We start from the raw sequence: 16,241 nt of genomic DNA on the forward strand, positions 1-16,241 counted from the left end.
CAACGAGGTCGGATCGGCCAAGAAAGGAACGCAATGAGCCACATGTGGCGTTTCTCGTCCCACGGGCAACGTCCGTGCCGGTCGGCGACGACCTGAAGGAGGGCGGGCCTGTGTCTCGCCAGGGCGGCGGGCTCCTGCCTCACGCGGGCGGGGCGGCGGCGGGGAGGTTGCCGTCCCGGCCGCGTAACAGGGAGCCGTCCCCGGCGTAACACGGCCGACGCACGCTGGACGGCATGCAGAACACCGCGACGCCCACGCACTGCCCGTACTGCGCCCTGCAGTGCGGGATGAACCTCACGCCCGCCCCGGACGGGACCGTCGAGGTGAGCGAGCGCGCGGACTTCCCGGTGAACCGGGGCGCCCTGTGCGGCAAGGGGCGTACATCGGCGGCGGTGCTGGCGCGGAACGTGCGTCTGACCTCCCCGCTGGTGCGCGACGAGGGCGGCACGCTGGTGCCCGCCTCCTGGGACGAGGCGCTGGAGCGGATCGCCGCGGGGCTGGGCCGCACGCGCGCGGAGTACGGGCCGGACGCGGTCGGGGTGTTCGGCGGGGGCGGGCTGACGAACGAGAAGGCCTACAGCCTCGGCAAGTTCGCGCGGGTCGTGCTCGGCACCTCCCAGATCGACTACAACGGGCGTTTCTGCATGTCGTCGGCGGCCGCCGCCGGCATCAAGGCGTTCGGGCTCGACCGCGGGCTGCCCTTCCCGCTGGAGGACATCCCGAAGTCCGGCTGCGTGATCCTCGTGGGGTCGAACCTCGCGGAGACCATGCCGCCGTCGCTGCGGTTCTTCACCGAGCTGAAGGAGAACGGCGGCACGCTGATCGTCATCGACCCGCGCCGCACGAAGACCGCGGAGCAGGCGGACCTGCACCTGGCGCCCCGGCCGGGCACGGACCTGGCCCTCGCCCTGGGCCTGCTGCACCTGGTGATCGCCGAAGGCCGGGTGGACGAGGAGTACGTCAGGGAACGCACGACCGGCTGGGAGGACGCCCGGGCCGCCGCGATGGCGCACTGGCCCGAGTACGTGGAACGGATCACGGGTGTGTCCGTTCCTCGACTCCGCGAGGTCGTCCGGATGTTCTGCGAGCCGGAGTCGGCGATGGTGCTCACCGCACGGGGGCCCGAGCAGCAGTCCAAGGGCACCGACACGGTGGGCGCGTGGATCAACCTGTGCCTGGCCACCGGCCGGGCGGGCCGCCCGCGCTCCGGGTACGGCTGCCTGACCGGCCAGGGCAACGGGCAGGGCGGGCGCGAACACGGGCAGAAGGCCGACCAGTTGCCGGGCTACCGCAAGCTCGACGACCCGGCCGCCCGGGCGCACGTCGCCGAGGTGTGGGGCGTGGACCCGGACAGCCTGCCCGGGCCGGGGCGCAGCGCCTACGAGCTGCTGGACGCGCTGGGCACCGACATCAGGTCGCTGCTGCTGATGGCGTCGAACCCGGTGGTGTCGGCACCGCGTGCCGCGCACATCGAGGAGCGCATCAGGTCACTGGACTTCCTGGCGGTCTGCGACGTGGTGCTGTCGGAGACGGCGGAGCTCGCGGACGTGGTCCTGCCGGTCACCCAGTGGGCCGAGGAGACGGGCACGACGACGAACCTGGAGGGCAGGGTGCTGCTGCGACGCCGGGCGATCACCCCGCCCGACGGCATCCGCAGCGACCTGGAGATCCTGCACGAACTCGCCGCCCGCCTGGGCGTGGAGAAGGGCTTCCCGACCGATCCGGAGGAGGTCTTCGAGGAACTGCGCCGGGCGTCGGCGGGCGGGGCGGCGGACTACTCGGGGATCACGTACCGGAGGCTGGCCGAGGAGAACGGGGTGTTCTGGCCGTGCCCCGCGCCGGTGGAGCCGGAGGGCGAGGGCGGGGGCGCCCTGCCCGACGGGAAGGGCCCGGCCGAGGGCACCCTGCCCGACGGGAAGGGTCAGGCCGAGGGCACCCTGCCCGGCGGGGAGGCGTCTGCCGTGCACCCGGGCACGCCCCGCCTCTTCCTCGACGGCTTCGCCACGCCGGACGGCCGGGCCCGGTTCGTCCCCGTCTCGCACCGGGCGACCGCGGAGGAGCCCGACGAGGAATACCCCGTGCTGCTGACCACCGGGCGGGTCGTGGCCCAGTACCAGTCCGGGGCGCAGACCCGGCGCGTGGCGGAGCTGAACGCCGCCGCTCCCGGGCCGTTCGTGGAGCTGCACCCGAGGCTTGCGGCCCGGCTCGGAGCGGCCGAGGGCGATCCGGTGGCCGTCGTGTCGCGGCGGGGCCGGGCGGTGGCGCCCGCGAGGATCACGCACGCCATCCGGCCCGACACCGTCTTCATGCCCTTCCACTGGCCGGGCGAGGGCCGCGCCAACACCCTCACCAACCCCGCGCTCGACCCGACCTCCCGGATGCCGGAGTTCAAGGCGTGCGCGGTGCGGCTGGAGCCCGTCGAGCGGTAGCGGTCAGCTCACGGCGACGGCCTTCCAGGCCGCCGCCACCGCCTTCTGCTCGGTGCTGTCGGCGCCGTAGAGGTCCTTGGCCGCGCTCAGGGTCGCGGTGCGGGCGTCCGCGTAGTCCGTCGAGGACGTCATGTAGACCGTCAGGGCCCGGTACCAGATCTTGCCCAGGGCGGCCCGGCCGATTCCGTTCACCGTGGAGCCGTCGCAGGTCGGGGAGTTGTAGGCGACGCCGTTGAGGGTCTTGCCGCCGCTGCCCTCCGCGAGCAGGTAGGCGAAGTGGTTGCCGACGCCCGAGGAGTAGTGCACGTCGAGGTCACCGAGCTTGGCGTTCCAGCAGTCGGCGGACTTGCCGTCCTTGGAAGGCTTGTCCATGAAGCGCAGGGCCTCGCGGCCGAGGCCGGAGCGGACGACCTTCTCGCCGATGAGCCAGTCGCCCCGGTCCTCGGCGTTCTCCGCGTGGAATTCCACCAGGGTGCCGAAGATGTCCGACGTGGCCTCGTTCAGGCCGCCGGACTCGCCCGAGTAGGTCAGCGCCGCCGTCTTCGACGTCACACCGTGGGACATCTCGTGCCCGGCGACGTCCAGCGACACCAGCGGGCCCATCAGCTTGCCGTCGCCGTCGCCGTAGGTCATGCAGAAGCAGTTGTCGTCCCAGAAGGCGTTGTTGTAGTCCTTGCCGTAGTGGACGCGGTTGAAGGAGCCCTTGCCGTCGCCGGCGATGCCGTTACGGCCGTGGACCTTCTTGTAGTAGTCCCAGGTGGCGTCCGTGCCGTACTGGGCGTCCACCGCGACCGTGGACCGGTCGGCGGCCTCGCCCGTGCCCCACTGGTTGTCGGAGTCCGTGAAGAGCGTCGCGGGGGCGCGGGTCAGGCAGACGGTCAGCAGGCACTTGTCCGTCTTGTTCGCGGCGTCCCCGGTGTAGGTGCCGCCGCGCGTCGCGTCCTTCAGCTGGTACGAGGAGCCGGACGCCGTCGTCTCCAGCGGGACCGTGCCGCCGTAGAGGGACTTGCCGTCGCCCGACGCCGACTCCATGGAGTCCCAGGCGTCGATGCGGTCGCCGGTCGTCGCGTCGGTCAGCACCGTGCGCCCGACCGGGTTGCCGATTTCGTCGTGCGCCACCGCGTCGGTCTGCCAGGCCAGCCTGGGGGCGCCGTGCAGGGCGTCGACGACGAGGCGGGGCTTGGACTTGAGCTTCTTCAGGGTCTCGCCGAGGTGCGCGGCGCGCAGCAGGCCCGCCGCGAGGTCGGCGGCCCTGGGGGCGGTCACCTTCGGGGTGACGCTCGCCAGGGAGAGCGCGGCCTTCGTCGCACGGCTCGTGCCCCGGTAGGTGCCGTCCGGGTTCAGGTGGAGCACGAAGTCACCGCCGAGCACCGGGAGTCGGTGGTAGGTGCGGTCGTAGCGCACGTGCCGGGTGCCGTCCTCGTCGACGACGACGTCCCGGACCTTCGTCTCCTGGGCCGGGGTGAGGCCCAGGGCTCCGGCCCGGTCCGCGAGCACCGCCTCCGCGTCCTCGATCGCGCCCGGCCTGGTCGGCCGGTCGGCCGCGCCGGCGGCCGGGGAGAGAACGGCGGCCAGCAGGGCGGTGGTACCGGTGACGGCCACACCGGCGAGGGCGAGACGGGAACCGCGGACATGACGTATCCGACTCATCGGTCTCCTCATACGGGCGCACCCGGTCGCGTGGGGTCGACCGGGGGCGGCGTTGATGTTGACCGCGAGTTAAGGCGTCACGGACCTGGCATGTCCATAGCCCCGCTGTGGAGGTGTGTGAGGGTGCAGAATCGTTCCTGTGACCCTGCCTTTCTTCGTCTACGGCACCCTCCGTCCGGGGGAGGTCAACCACGGCCTCTTCCTGCGCGGCCGCACCCGCTCCGAGGAGCCGGGCAGGCTCGCGGACGCGGTGCTCTACGAGGGGCCGGGCTACCCGTACGCGGTCGAGGAGCCGGGCGGCGGCACGGTGAGCGGGGAGCTGGTCACCGCGCTGCCCGAGGCCTACGCGGGCCTGCTCGCGGAGCTGGACCGGCTGGAGGAGTACGTGCCGGGGGATCCGCGCAGTCTGTACGAGCGCGTCGAGCGGAAGGTCGTCCGGGAGTGCGACGGGGCGGCCCTGCGGGCCTGGGTGTACGTGGCCGCGCCCGCCGTCGCCGCACGGCTTCGGGCCCGGGGACGGGCCATCACGGGCGGGGACTGGCGGGCACGGGTGTGAGGAGCCGCGGGGCCGGAGGGCGGCGACGTGAGAGAAGCGGGCCGCGGTGTCAGGCTGTGGGATTCACCCGCCCCGGACCCGTACCTCGACGGTTCTCGAGGCCGGGCGCCGCCAGGTCGGGCGCCGGCGCGTACACCCGGTCACCCGTTCACACGCGCACCCCGGGCTTTTCCGCGCCCCGCCCACCGAACGCCTGTGACCTGCTGAAACGGCTGTGGCAGGCAGCCGGTTCACCGCTCCCTGACACCCATTCACCCCAATTCTGACGGCCCCTCAGCAAGCGCGGTCGTGCCGCTGCCCGTTACCTCGAAGGGCAGGCGCACGACCGAACCGCTCGAGGGAGCACCGATGCGACGTACCGCCCGGCCGCTGACCGCCACCGCGTTCGCCGTCGCCGCCGTGGCCCTCGCCTGCGCCCCCGCCCACGGCGCGTCCACCGGCGGCCTGGAGGTGTCCCCGGCGTCGGTCGTCCCCGGGGGGCAGGTCACGGTGCGCGCGCCGGCCTGCGGCGACGGCGGTTCGGCGACGGGCGACGCCGGCGCGGTCGGGGCGGGTTCCCTCAGCCTGGCGCCGGACGCGCACGGGCAGGACGCGACCGGGCGGTTCAGGGTGCCGCCGAGTGCGCAGCCCGGCACCTACGAGATCACCGCGACCTGCGGGCGCAGCGGCCGGCGGCTCACCGGGGACGTGGTGGTCACGCTGACGCCGGTGCGCGGGCAGGTGCGTCCCCGGGGGAGTGTGAAGACGGGGGTCGGCGGCGCCCTGGGCCCCGATCCCGTGCAGACCGCGGCCGGTGTGGCGGCTCTCGCCGTCGCCGCCGCGGGCGGTACCTGGCTCCTGCATCGCCGGGCGAGAGGCGACGGGATCTGACGGACACCCTCCGCTGTCCGTCGCCGGTACCGCATGTCCCCTCCCCCTCCGGGTCCGACGCCCCTCGCGGCCCGGAGGGGGGCACGGGGCCCGAGCTCAGGAAGGGGTGGGTATGCGCAGGGTCCCCGGCTTCGGCAGCGGCGTCCGCAGTCCCGCGAACGCGGCCATGGCGGCCGTCACGGTGTTCGCCCTGTGCTCAGGGGTGTGGCTGCTGCGCAACGGCGCCGAGACGCACGCCCCGCCGCAGCCGTCCGCCGCGCAGACCCGGGCCGGGCTGGGCGGCCGGGCCGGTGAGCGGCCGGCCGTGCCCGCGCTGCCGCCCTCGCCGCCCGACCGCATCCGCATCCCCGCGATCCGGGTCGACGCGCCGCTGACGGGACTCGGCCTGACGAAGACGGGCAGCCTCGACGTGCCGCCCGCGGCGGACGAGAACCTCGCCGGCTGGTACGAGTCCGGCACCACCCCCGGTGAGCGCGGCACGGCGATCGTCGCCGGGCACGTCGACAACGCCGACGGCCCCGCCGTCTTCTACGACCTCGGAGCCCTGGCCCGGGGCAGCACGATCGAGGTGGACCGGCGGGACGGCGGCGTCGCGGTGTTCACCGTGGACGCCGTCGAGGTGTACGCCGCGAAGGCCTTCCCCGACGAGAAGGTCTACGGTGCCGCCCGCCGCCCCGAGCTGCGGGTCATCACCTGCGGCGGCGGCTGGTCACGCGGCACCGGGTACCAGGGCAACGTCGTCGTCTTCGCCCACCTGACCGGCAGCCGGTGACGCATCCAGGACGTTGGCCCTCCCCCAGGCACCCAGCGGTTCCAGCGCCTGGTTCAGGGAGGCGCCCCGGGCCGTCAGCGAGTACTCCACCCGCGGCGGCACCTCGTCGTACGCCTCGCGGTGCACCAGCCCGTCGGCCTCCATCTCCCGCAGGTGCGAGGCGAGCACCTTCTCGGTGACGCCCGGCAGTTCGCGGCGCAGCTCCCCGAAACGGCACGGCCGCTCGTCCAGCGCCCAGAGGATCAGCACCTTCCACTTGCCGCCGATCACGTCCATCGCCGCGTCGATCCCGCACACGTACGCCCCCGGCCGCCGCCCGGTCGTCCCCATGCCCGCCCCTCCCCTTGCGCTGCCTGCACCCTTTCCCCGAGGTAACCACCCACTGCGAAGTACGTACTTGAGCAGGCGCTCCCCTGCGACGAGCCTAAACGCCATGACCGACACCGCAGTTGTTCCCCGTACTCCTCTCACTCTGCTCGGCACCGGGGCCATGGGCACCGCCCTCGCCCGGACCTGGCTGGCCGCCGGGCACGAGGTGACCGTCTGGAACCGCACCGCCGCCCGTGCGGAAGCCCTCGCCGCCGAGGGCGCCGCGGTCGCCGCGAGCGCGGCCGAGGCCGTGGCCGCGAACCGGCTCGTGATCGCCTGCCTGCTGGACGACGCGTCCGTGGGCGAAGCCCTGGAAGGGGCCGACCTGGCCGGGCGGGACCTGGTGAACCTCACCACGGGCACCCCGGCCCAGGGCCGTACCCGCGCCGCCTGGGCCCGAGCCCGCGGCGCCCGTTTCCTGGACGGCGGGATCATGGCCGTACCGCCGATGGTGGGGCAGCCGGAATCAGGAGGCTATGTCTTCTACAGCGGCTCCCCCGAGCTGTTCGAGGAGCACCGCGACACGCTCGCCGTCCCGGCCGGCACCCGCTACGCCGGGGCCGACCCGGGCTTCGCCGCGCTGCACGACGTGGCGCTGCTGAGCGCGATGAGCGGCATGTTCGCGGGCGTCGCCCACGCCTTCGCACTGATCCGCCCCGAGGACATCGCACCGAAGGACCTCGCACCGCTGCTCGTGGACTGGCTCACCGCGATGGCCCCGGCCGCGCACGCCGGCGCCGAGCGGCTCCAGAGCGGCGACTACACCGGGGGCGTCGTCTCCAACCTCGCGATGCAGGTGGCGGGCAACGCGACCCTGCTGCGCACGGCCGTTGAGCAGCGGGTCAGTCCGGAGCTGCTGACGCCGTACATGCGCCTCATGGAGCGCAGGGTCGCGCAGGGGCACGGGGACGAGGACGGGACGGGAGTGGTCGAACTGCTGGACCTGCGGAGGCGCTAGGCGATCCACTGCTCGTACGCCATGTTCCCCACCAGGGCGAAGACGACCGTCAGCAGCACGACGCGGACGAAGCCGCTGCCCTGCCTCAGGGCGGTGTGGGCGCCCAGGGTGCCGCCCGCCAGGTTGAAGACGGCCATCAGGGCGGCCAGTTGCCACAGGACGGCGCCCTGCCAGGCGAAGGTGGCCAGCGCCCCCGCGTTGGTGCAGCAGTTGACGATCTTCGCGGTGGCGGAGGCCGTGACGAGGTCGAGGTGGAGGATCGCGGTCAGCGCGAGGACCAGGAACGTGCCGGTGCCGGGGCCGATCAGACCGTCGTAGAAGCCGATGCCGAGGCCCGCGAAACCGATCGCGGCGAGGATCCGGCGGCGGCCGGCCGGGCCGGTCGCGGGGGCCGTGCCGAAGGCGGGCCGCAGGATCACGAAGGCGGCGACCCCGAGCAGTACCACCATGATCACCGGCTTGAGGACGTCGGTGCTCATCCCGGCCGCGAAGAAGGCCCCGGCGGAGGACCCGGCGAGGGCGGCCAGCCCGATGCGGACGGCGGTGCGCACGTCCACCGGGGCCTTGCGGGCGTACGTCACGGCGGCGCCCGTGGTGCCGACGATGGCGACCGCCTTGTTCGTGCCGAGCGCGTGTGCGGCGGGTGTGTGCGCGGGCAGGCCGAGCAGCAGCACCGGCAGCAGCAGGAGGCCGCCCCCGCCGACCACGGCGTCGATCCACCCGGCGGCGAGGGCCGCGACGCAGAGCAGGACGATCATGGTCAGCGATATGTCGGGCATGATCGCGAGCCTATGCGAGAGTGGTGCGACGCCCGGACGACGCCGGTGCGAGCGCCCTCACAGTCGGCCGTCGTCGCAGTTCAGGAACCCTCACACCCATCGCCCCGGCCCGCTGAGGGCAGCGTTCCCCGCGGGAAACAGAGGTGATGCCACCGGGTAACACCGGCACCGCACGCTCAAGGACATGACCTCGAATGAGCGTGTGGTGGTGATCGGCACCGGCCTCGCGGGCGTACGGCTCGCCCGGCGGCTCGGTGAGCTCGGCACGCCCGCGCTGCTGATCGGCGAGGAGGAGCACCGGCCCTACAACCGGGTCCTGCTCGCCGAGGTGCTGGCCGGACGGTACAGCCCCGAGGTGATCGCCCTGCCGGCGCCGGCCCGGATCATGCGCGGCCGGGTCGTCGGCGTCGACCGTGCGCGGCGGACCGTCGAATGTGCGGACGGGACGGTGATCGCATACGACCGGCTCGTTCTCGCGACCGGTTCCAACCCCGTACTGCCGCCGCTGCGGGGCCTGTTCACCGAGAATCACGAACTGCCCGAGGGCGTCCACGCCTTCCGGACCATGGACGACTGCCTGGGGCTGTCGAAGGCGGTCCGGCCGGGCGCGCGGGCCGTCGTCGTCGGCGGCGGTCTCCTCGGTGTGTCGGCGGCCCGGGCCCTCGCCCTTCGAGGCGCCCAGGTCGTGCTCGCCCAGCAGTCCGAGCGGCTGATGGAGCGCCAGCTCGACCCGGCCGCCTCGAAGCTCGTCAAGCGGCATCTGACCGACCTCGGCGTCGAGGTGCACACCGAGTGCCGCGTGCGGGACGTGCGCTGCGTCGGTGGCGCGGTCCGCTCGGTGGAGATGGCCGACGGATACGCGCTCGACGCGGACCTGGTGGTCGTCGCCTGCGGTGTCCGCCCCCGGGTCGGTCTCGCGCAGGACGCCGGGCTCGACGTCCGCAAGGGCGTCGTCGTCGACGACGAGCTGCGCACCTCCGACCCGCACATCCACGCCGTCGGCGACTGCGCCCAGCACGCCGGCGTGCTCTACGGACTCGCCACTCCGGCACTCGAACAGGCCGACGCGCTGGCCGAGTTGCTGGCCGGGGACACGAACGCCCGGTACACCGGCACGCGCTCGCTGACCCGGCTCACCCTCACGGGGCACGACAGCCCCTTCGACCTCGCCGCGTTCGGCGAGACCGAGGCGCTCCCGGGCGACGACGTCGTCCAGCTCGCCGACGCCACCCGCGGCACCTACCGCAAGGTCGTCGTCCGCGACGACCGCCTGGTCGGCGGGGTCCTCGTCGGCGAACTCGGCACCGTCGGCGCGCTCGCCCGCGCCTGGGAGGGAGCAGAGCCGCTCCCCTCCGACGGCGGCCCCCTGCTCCACCTGCTCACCAACGATGGAGGCTCCTGATGACGGCCACCCCGGGGTCGACCCCCACGATCGTGCTCGTCGGCCACGGCATGGTCGGCCAGCGCTTCCTCGAAGCGCTCGCCGAGCGCGGCCTGACCGCCACGCACCGCGTGGTCGTACTCTGCGAGGAGCCGCGTCCGGCCTACGACCGCGTCGCCCTCACCTCGTACTTCTCGGGGAAGACGCCCGAGGACCTCTCCATGACCGACATGGAGTTCATCGCGACGCACGGCATCGAGCTGTACGTCGGCGACCCGGCCGAGACCGTCGACCGTGAGGCGAAGAGGGTCACGGCCCGCTCGGGCCAGGTCTTCGACTACGACACCCTGGTCCTCGCCACCGGCTCCTTCCCCTTCGTCCCGCCGGTCCCGAACAAGGACGCCGAGGGCTGTTTCGTCTACCGCACGATCGAGGACCTGCTCGCGATCGAGGAGTACGCCAGGTCGAAGGCGACGGTCGGCGCGGTGGTCGGCGGCGGTCTGCTCGGGCTGGAAGCGGCCGGCGCGCTGAAGGGCCTCGGGCTCACCTCCCACATCGTGGAGTTCGCGCCCCGGCTGATGCCCGTCCAGGTGGACGACGGCGGCGGCGCCGCGCTGCTGCGCACCATCGAGGAGATGGGCCTGAGCGTCCACACGGGCGTGGGCACCCAGGAGATCCTGGTCGACGCCGAGGGCGCCGTCACCGGCATGAAGCTCTCCGACGGCTCCGAACTGGCCACCGACATGGTGGTGTTCTCCGCCGGTGTGCGCCCCCGCGACCAGCTGGCCCGCGACTGCGGACTGACGGTCGGCGAGCGCGGCGGCATCACGGTCGACGAGCAGTGCCGTACGGTCGCCGACCCGCACGTCTTCGCGATCGGCGAGTGCGCGCTGGCCTCCGACGGCCGGGTGTACGGCCTGGTGGCCCCGGGCTACGAGCAGGCCGAGACGGCGGCGGCCACCATCGCCTCCGACGAGGCGTCGTTCACCGGCGCCGACCTGTCCACCAAGCTGAAGCTGCTCGGCGTGGACGTGGCGTCCTTCGGCGACGCGCACGGCACCGCCGAGGACTGCCTGGACGTCGTCTACTCCGACTCCCGCGCGGGCCTGTACAAGAAGCTGGTCATCGGCCGGGACGGCACGCTGCTCGGCGGCATCCTGGTCGGTGACGCGGACGCGTACGGCACGCTGAAGGCGTTCACCGGCTCGGTCCCGCCGGTCTCGCCCGAGTCGCTGGTGCTGCCGGCCGGTGCCGGGGAGTCCGTGCAGCTCGGCCCGTCGGCGCTGCCGGACGACGCGATCGTCTGCTCCTGCCACAACGTCTCCAAGGGCGCGATCCGCGGCGCGGTCACCGACCACCAGTGCACGACCGTGCCCGAGGTGAAGAAGTGCACCAAGGCCGGCACCGGCTGCGGCTCCTGTGTGAAGGTCCTCGGCCAGCTCGTCAACGCCGAGCTGGAGGCGAGCGGCGTCGAGGTCGACAAGGGCCTGTGCGGCTGCTTCGGGCAGACCCGCGAGGAGCTCTACGAGATCGTCCATGCCCTGCGCATCACCACCTACCAGGACCTGCTCGACCGGCACGGCCGCGAGGAGGCCCGGGGCGGTGACGGCTGCGAGATCTGCAAGCCGGCCGTCGGCTCGATCATCGCCTCCCTCGCCCCGACGATCGGCGCGAGCGGCTACGTCCTGGACGGCGAGCAGGCCTCGCTGCAGGACACCAACGACCACTTCCTGGCCAACCTGCAGAAGAACGGCTCGTACTCGGTCGTGCCGCGGATCCCCGGCGGCGAGATCGCCCCGGAGAAGCTGATCGTGATCGGTGAGATCGCCCGGGACTTCGGCCTCTACACGAAGATCACCGGTGGTCAGCGGATCGACATGTTCGGCGCCCGCGTCGAGCAGCTGCCGCTGATCTGGGCCCGGCTGGTGGACGCCGGCTTCGAGTCCGGCCACGCCTACGGCAAGTCGCTGCGCACGGTGAAGTCCTGCGTGGGTCAGACCTGGTGCCGCTACGGCGTGCAGGACTCCGTGAAGATGGCGATCGACCTGGAGCTGCGCTACCGGGGGCTCCGGTCGCCGCACAAGCTCAAGTCGGCGGTCTCGGGCTGCCAGCGCGAGTGCGCGGAGGCCCAGTCGAAGGACTTCGGCGTGATCGCCACGGCCAACGGCTGGAACCTCTACGTCGGCGGCAACGGCGGTGCCACGCCCCGCCACGCCGACCTGCTCGCCCAGGATCTGTCGGACGCCGAACTGGTCCGCCTGATCGACCGGTTCCTGATGTTCTACATCCGTACAGCCGACCGCCTGGAGCGCACCTCGACCTGGCTGGAGCGGATCCCCGGCGGCCTCGACCACGTGCGGGACGTCGTCGTCCACGACTCGCTCGGCATCTGCGACGAGCTGGAGCAGCTGATGCGGGCGCATGTGGCGCACTACCGCGACGAGTGGGCCGAGACCATCAACGACCCCGAGAAGCTCGCCCGGTTCGTGTCCTTCGTGAACGCCCCGGACACCCCGGACCCCGTCGTCGCCTTCGTGCCCGAGCGCGACCAGATGAAGCCCGACCTGCCGCTGCTGTCGATCGGCATGCGACCCGCCGCTGACGTACTGGAAGGAAGCGCCCAGCGATGACCCTGGCACCCGAGACCACCGACCTCACGATCGAGATCGCCCTGGACGACGACTGGTTCACGGTCTGCGACCTGCGCGCGCTGCTCCCGGGCCGCGGGGTGGCCGCCCTGCTGCCGGACGGCCGGCAGGCCGCGGTCTTCCGTGACCGCTCCGGTGACCTGTTCGCCATCGACAACCGCGACCCCTTCACCGGCGCGGCCGTCCTCTCCCGGGGCCTCACCGGCACCCACCAGGGCCGCCCCTTCGTCGCCTCGCCCCTGCTGAAGCAGCGCTTCGACCTGTCGTCCGGCGAGTGCCTGGACGACGAGACGGTCCGGGTGACGGCGTACAAGGTGCGGACCTCGTAGAACCTTTCTTGACCGATCATTCTCGATGGACCTAGGCTGCGGTACGTGGCCAGGACCAAGGAGTTCGATCCGGACGCCGCGCTCCAGGCAGCCCTCGAGCTGTTCTGGCGGCGCGGCTACGAGGCGACGTCGATGTCCGACCTCGTCGCGCACCTCGGCGTGGGGCGCGCCAGCATCTACGCGACCTTCGGCAGCAAGCACGAGCTGTACCTGAAGGCGCTGGACCGCTACCAGCAGTCGTGCGACCCGCAGTTGCTGGGCGAGCTGTCGATGCCGGGGCCGGCGCTGCCCGCCGTACGGGCGGTGGTGCGCCGCTTCGCCGCCGAGTCCACCGCCGACGACCGCCGTTCGACCGGCTGTTTCGTCGTCAACACGGCCGCCGAACTGGCCCCGCACGACAGTGCCGCGTGCCGTCGCGTGGAGCACAGCTGGGACCAGCTGGAGACCCTGCTGCGGTCGGCCCTGGTCCGCGCGCAGGCCCAGGGCGAACTGGACGAGGGACGCGATCCCCGCACCCTCGCCCGCATGCTGCTGGTCCTGATGCAGGGGCTGCGGGTCGTCGGCAAGGCGTCGGCGGACCCGGGCCGGGTGCGGGACGCCGCGGAGCAGGCCCTGGCCCTGCTCGACTGAGAACGGGCACTCCGAGAGGGTGCCCTTTTTCATGCCCGAATGCTGAACCGATCAGTCAAGAAACTCGGCAGGAGAAATCATGCGGAACCGTTTCATCGGCAGGACCGCCCTCGTCACCGGCGCCGGCTCCGGCATCGGACGTGCCACCGCCCTCGCGTTCGCGGCGGAGGGCGCGCACGTCATCGTCGCGGGACGGCGCCGGGAGCCGCTGGAGGAGACCGTGACGCTGATCGAGGAGGCGGGCGGCAAGGCCCTGGCCGTCACCGCGGACGTCACCCGGGCCGACGACCTGCGGGATCTGGTCGACGCCACGGTGGATCGCTTCGGCTCGCTCGATGTCGCGGTGAACAACGCGGGAGTCCTGGAGGCCGGCGGGCAGCCCGCCGCGGACGTCCCGGAGGACGCCTGGCGCCGGATGCTCGACATCAACGTCACCGGCGTGCTGCTCGCCCTCCAGGCCGAGGTGCGCCGGATGCGCACCCAGCCGGGCGGCGGCGCCATCGTCAACATCGCCTCCCGCATCGGCGTCCACGGCCGCATCCCCGGCATGACCGCCTACGGCGCCACGAAGGCGGCCGTGTCGGTCCTCACGCGCGGCGCCGCCCTGGACCACATCGCCGACGGCGTCCGCATCAACGCCGTCTCACCCGGCGCGAGCGCCACCACCATGTCCTTCAAGCCGGGCGAGACGGAGGCCGACCGCGCGGAGCGCATGCGGACCGCGGTACCGGTCGGCCGTGTCTCGACGGTCGAGGAGATCGCGGCCGCCGTGCTGTACCTGGCCTCGGACGACGCGGCGTCGGTCGTGGGCACCGACCTGGTGGTGGACGGCGGTTCCACCGCCTGAGCCGGTTCAGCCCGGTGGCCGCGCCGTCGTGGACGAATGCCGGGGGGACGGGGAGCGGGGGGCGTCGGCGGCGCGTTCGCAGTGGGGCCAGTCGCCGAAGTCGTGGTCCCGGCTCCACAGTTTCCGGGCCGCCTGGATGTTCCACTCCGGGTCCAGGGCCTCGCGCGGCGTGCCGCCCAGGTCCCGCAGCCGGGCGTCGGAGATCTGGAACAGGCCCCAGTTCCGGGTGCCGTTGGTGTTGGGCAGGATGTGCAGCGGGTCGAGGAAGGACTGGCAGTCGGCGATGGCCACCGCCTTGTCGGGCGTCTCGGGGAACACCTCGCGGACCCGCTCGCGCACCTTCTCCGGGGACCACACGCTCATCCGCACGTCAGAGGTGTAGAGCGCCTTCTTGGTGGGTTCCCCGACGACCCCGTTGGGCTGAAGCCCGGCGAGCACCTGGAACGCCGTGACCCGGCGCAGGGTCTGCGGCCCGAAGTCCCCGTCGACGCCGATGTCCGCGCCCTTGGCGTGCAGCAGACGCTGCACCTCCCGCACGCACTCGTCGTGCTCGCCCATCGCGATCACCGGCGGGCAGCCGGCCGAGAACAACGGCCGGTCCTCGCCGGTGCCGCGTCCGTCGCCGCCGCCGGAGGACGACCGGCCGTTCGTCAGGGCCCAGGCGGAGAGGCTGACCGCGGCGACGATCACGGCGGTCACGACGGAGCTGCGCAGCCGGTGCCGACGGAGCCGTCCCCCGGCGGGCCTGGGGGCCGGCCCCGCGTCCGGCCGACCGGTGCGGCCGGGGGCCGGGGGTGGGGTGTCTGCGCCGTCGGGGGCCTTGGGCAGGGCCTCGGGCCGGTCGGGGGCCGGAGGCGGGGTGTCTGCGCCGTCGAGGGCCGAGGCCGGGGTGTCGGGCCGGTCGACGGGCGGGGTGTCGGGCCGGTCCAGGGGCGGGGTGTCGGGCCGGTCGACGGGCGAGGCGTCAGGCCGGTCCACAGGCGAGGCGTCAGGCCGGTCCACAGGCGAGGCGTCAGGCCGGTCCACAGGCGAGGCGTCAGGCCGGTCCACAGGCGGGGCGTCAGGCCGGTCCACGGGCGGGGCGTCGGCGGCGGACCGTGCCGCGTCCGCCAGGGCCCACAGGCGGTGCAGGGTGCGCAGTTCGTCCGGGGTCGCGCCGCACACCGTGGCCAGCCGGTGGACGCTCCCGTAGTCCTGCGGCACCGACGTGCCCCGGCAGTACCGGTGCAACGACGAACCGGACAGTCCGGACTTCCTGGCGAGGGCCTCGTAACTCAGCCCGGACCGGCTCTTGAGCGAACGCAGCAGCGCGGCGAACCGCTCCGTTTCAGGGCATGCGGACAACGCCTCTCCCCCCTCGGAGTCCCCGGCGGACGCTGGTCGGGCGTCTCGTGCCGACACTGTGCCACCAAAGGCGTCCCATGGCCGTCCCAACGGTTCGGGAACCCGCCAGGCAGGCGGCGGGACGCCGTCCCGGCATCCCAACCGGCCCCGCCGTCCTTGCCCGGCCCGGCCACACCTTGCCAGCGTCTGGCCGTCCGCAGCACCGTCCCCCGACTCCGAGGAGACCAGGCTCATGCGCCTTTCCGCACTCCGGCACACCCGTAGGAACCCGCTGCTCGCGGTTCTCGCCGTCAGCGCCGCGGCCCTCACCGCCCTGGCCGTGCCGAACTCCGCGTCGGCGGCCCCGGCCGCGCCCACCGCGGTGGACTGCGCGTCCGGCCACGTCTGTTTCTGGACAGGCGCCAACTTCACCGGCAGCAAGTGCTCGTGGGACGTGGCCGACCCCGACTGGCAGAGCGGTGCCGTCCGGTGCTCCTGGGCCGCCACGACCAACGTGAAGTCGGTGTGGAACGCCGGCACCAGCAGCTCCAGCGGTGTCGCGTACTACCGGGGCGCCGACTACTCCGACCGCGTCGGCTGCACCCGGCAGCAGCACGGCGGCAACCTGGCCGGTACGTACAAGGTCCGCTCCCACCGGTGGATCTCCGGCAGCTGCGGCTGACCCGGCCCCGCACGCGAA

General features: G+C 73.2%; 15 protein-coding genes. 11 read left to right on the forward strand and 4 right to left on the reverse strand.

From position 1 onward, the window contains the following. Nucleotides 1-233 precede the first annotated feature (233 nt). On the forward strand, nt 234-2,429 hold the full coding sequence (locus tag ACFCXS_RS10670; protein WP_376642893.1) for a molybdopterin oxidoreductase family protein: 2,196 nt from the start codon (nt 234-236) through the stop codon (nt 2,427-2,429). Between the two features lie 3 nt (nt 2,430-2,432). Here ACFCXS_RS10670 and ACFCXS_RS10675 read toward each other — a convergent pair whose 3' ends face one another. Next, entirely contained in the window at nt 2,433-4,079 is a 1,647-nt protein-coding gene (locus ACFCXS_RS10675) for a M4 family metallopeptidase (RefSeq protein ID WP_376642894.1), read from the reverse strand. Between the two features lie 139 nt (nt 4,080-4,218). On the opposite strand from ACFCXS_RS10675, the gene ACFCXS_RS10680 reads away from it, so the two are divergent. The 3 genes from ACFCXS_RS10680 (at nt 4,219) to ACFCXS_RS10690 (ending at nt 6,277) form a co-directional block, all read left to right on the forward strand. Further along, the gene (locus ACFCXS_RS10680) at nt 4,219-4,635 is read left to right on the forward strand and encodes a gamma-glutamylcyclotransferase family protein (RefSeq protein WP_376642895.1); all 417 of its coding nucleotides are present in this window, start codon (nt 4,219-4,221) and stop codon (nt 4,633-4,635) included. Between the two features lie 348 nt (nt 4,636-4,983). After that, the gene (locus tag ACFCXS_RS10685) at nt 4,984-5,505 is read left to right on the forward strand and encodes a hypothetical protein (protein WP_376642896.1); all 522 of its coding nucleotides are present in this window, start codon (nt 4,984-4,986) and stop codon (nt 5,503-5,505) included. A 112-nt stretch (nt 5,506-5,617) separates the two neighbouring features. After that, entirely contained in the window at nt 5,618-6,277 is a 660-nt protein-coding gene (locus tag ACFCXS_RS10690; RefSeq protein ID WP_376642897.1) for a class F sortase, read from the forward strand. Here ACFCXS_RS10690 and ACFCXS_RS10695 read toward each other — a convergent pair. Continuing rightward, on the reverse strand, nt 6,215-6,607 hold the full coding sequence (locus tag ACFCXS_RS10695; RefSeq protein WP_376642898.1) for a winged helix-turn-helix transcriptional regulator: 393 nt from the start codon (nt 6,605-6,607) through the stop codon (nt 6,215-6,217). The genes ACFCXS_RS10690 and ACFCXS_RS10695 overlap by 63 nt on opposite strands. A gap of 103 nt (nt 6,608-6,710) precedes the next feature. Here ACFCXS_RS10695 and ACFCXS_RS10700 point away from each other — a divergent pair, with 103 nt between their 5' ends. Then, on the forward strand, nt 6,711-7,604 hold the full coding sequence (locus tag ACFCXS_RS10700) for an NAD(P)-dependent oxidoreductase (RefSeq protein ID WP_376642899.1): 894 nt from the start codon (nt 6,711-6,713) through the stop codon (nt 7,602-7,604). On the opposite strand, the gene ACFCXS_RS10705 is transcribed toward ACFCXS_RS10700, so the two are convergent. Then, nucleotides 7,601-8,383, reverse strand: coding sequence for a sulfite exporter TauE/SafE family protein (locus tag ACFCXS_RS10705; protein WP_376642900.1), 783 nt, complete (start codon nt 8,381-8,383; stop codon nt 7,601-7,603). The genes ACFCXS_RS10700 and ACFCXS_RS10705 overlap by 4 nt on opposite strands. Nucleotides 8,384-8,567: 184 nt before the next feature. On the opposite strand from ACFCXS_RS10705, the gene ACFCXS_RS10710 reads away from it, so the two are divergent. The 5 genes from ACFCXS_RS10710 to ACFCXS_RS10730 all read left to right on the forward strand — a co-directional run bounded on the left by ACFCXS_RS10710 (nt 8,568) and on the right by ACFCXS_RS10730 (nt 14,218). Further along, on the forward strand, nt 8,568-9,785 hold the full coding sequence (locus ACFCXS_RS10710) for an NAD(P)/FAD-dependent oxidoreductase (protein WP_376642901.1): 1,218 nt from the start codon (nt 8,568-8,570) through the stop codon (nt 9,783-9,785). Continuing rightward, nucleotides 9,785-12,394, forward strand: coding sequence for a nitrite reductase large subunit NirB (gene nirB / locus ACFCXS_RS10715; RefSeq protein ID WP_376642902.1), 2,610 nt, complete (start codon nt 9,785-9,787; stop codon nt 12,392-12,394). The genes ACFCXS_RS10710 and nirB overlap by 1 nt, the downstream gene beginning before the upstream one ends. Further along, nucleotides 12,391-12,741 carry a nitrite reductase small subunit NirD gene (gene nirD / locus ACFCXS_RS10720; protein WP_376642903.1) on the forward strand — a complete coding sequence of 117 codons (351 nt, stop codon included), beginning with the start codon at nt 12,391-12,393 and terminating at the stop codon, nt 12,739-12,741. Before nirB ends, nirD begins: the two co-directional genes overlap by 4 nt. A 45-nt stretch (nt 12,742-12,786) precedes the next feature. Beyond that, nucleotides 12,787-13,371 carry a TetR/AcrR family transcriptional regulator gene (locus ACFCXS_RS10725; RefSeq protein WP_376642904.1) on the forward strand — a complete coding sequence of 195 codons (585 nt, stop codon included), beginning with the start codon at nt 12,787-12,789 and terminating at the stop codon, nt 13,369-13,371. A 79-nt stretch (nt 13,372-13,450) separates the two neighbouring features. After that, a complete protein-coding gene (locus tag ACFCXS_RS10730; RefSeq protein ID WP_376642905.1) occupies nt 13,451-14,218 on the forward strand; it encodes an SDR family NAD(P)-dependent oxidoreductase in 768 nt (255 codons plus the stop codon). 6 nt (nt 14,219-14,224) lie between these two features. Here ACFCXS_RS10730 and ACFCXS_RS10735 read toward each other — a convergent pair whose 3' ends face one another. Beyond that, on the reverse strand, nt 14,225-15,562 hold the full coding sequence (locus tag ACFCXS_RS10735; protein ID WP_376642906.1) for a helix-turn-helix domain-containing protein: 1,338 nt from the start codon (nt 15,560-15,562) through the stop codon (nt 14,225-14,227). A 232-nt stretch (nt 15,563-15,794) separates the two neighbouring features. Here ACFCXS_RS10735 and ACFCXS_RS10740 point away from each other — a divergent pair, with 232 nt between their 5' ends. Then, complete coding sequence (locus ACFCXS_RS10740; RefSeq protein ID WP_376642907.1) at nt 15,795-16,223, forward strand: peptidase inhibitor family I36 protein; 429 nt, start codon at nt 15,795-15,797, stop codon at nt 16,221-16,223. Nucleotides 16,224-16,241: the final 18 nt, after the last annotated feature.

The organism is Streptomyces sp. NPDC056373 (genome assembly GCF_042262425.1).
Lineage (GTDB): Bacteria > Actinomycetota > Actinomycetes > Streptomycetales > Streptomycetaceae > Streptomyces.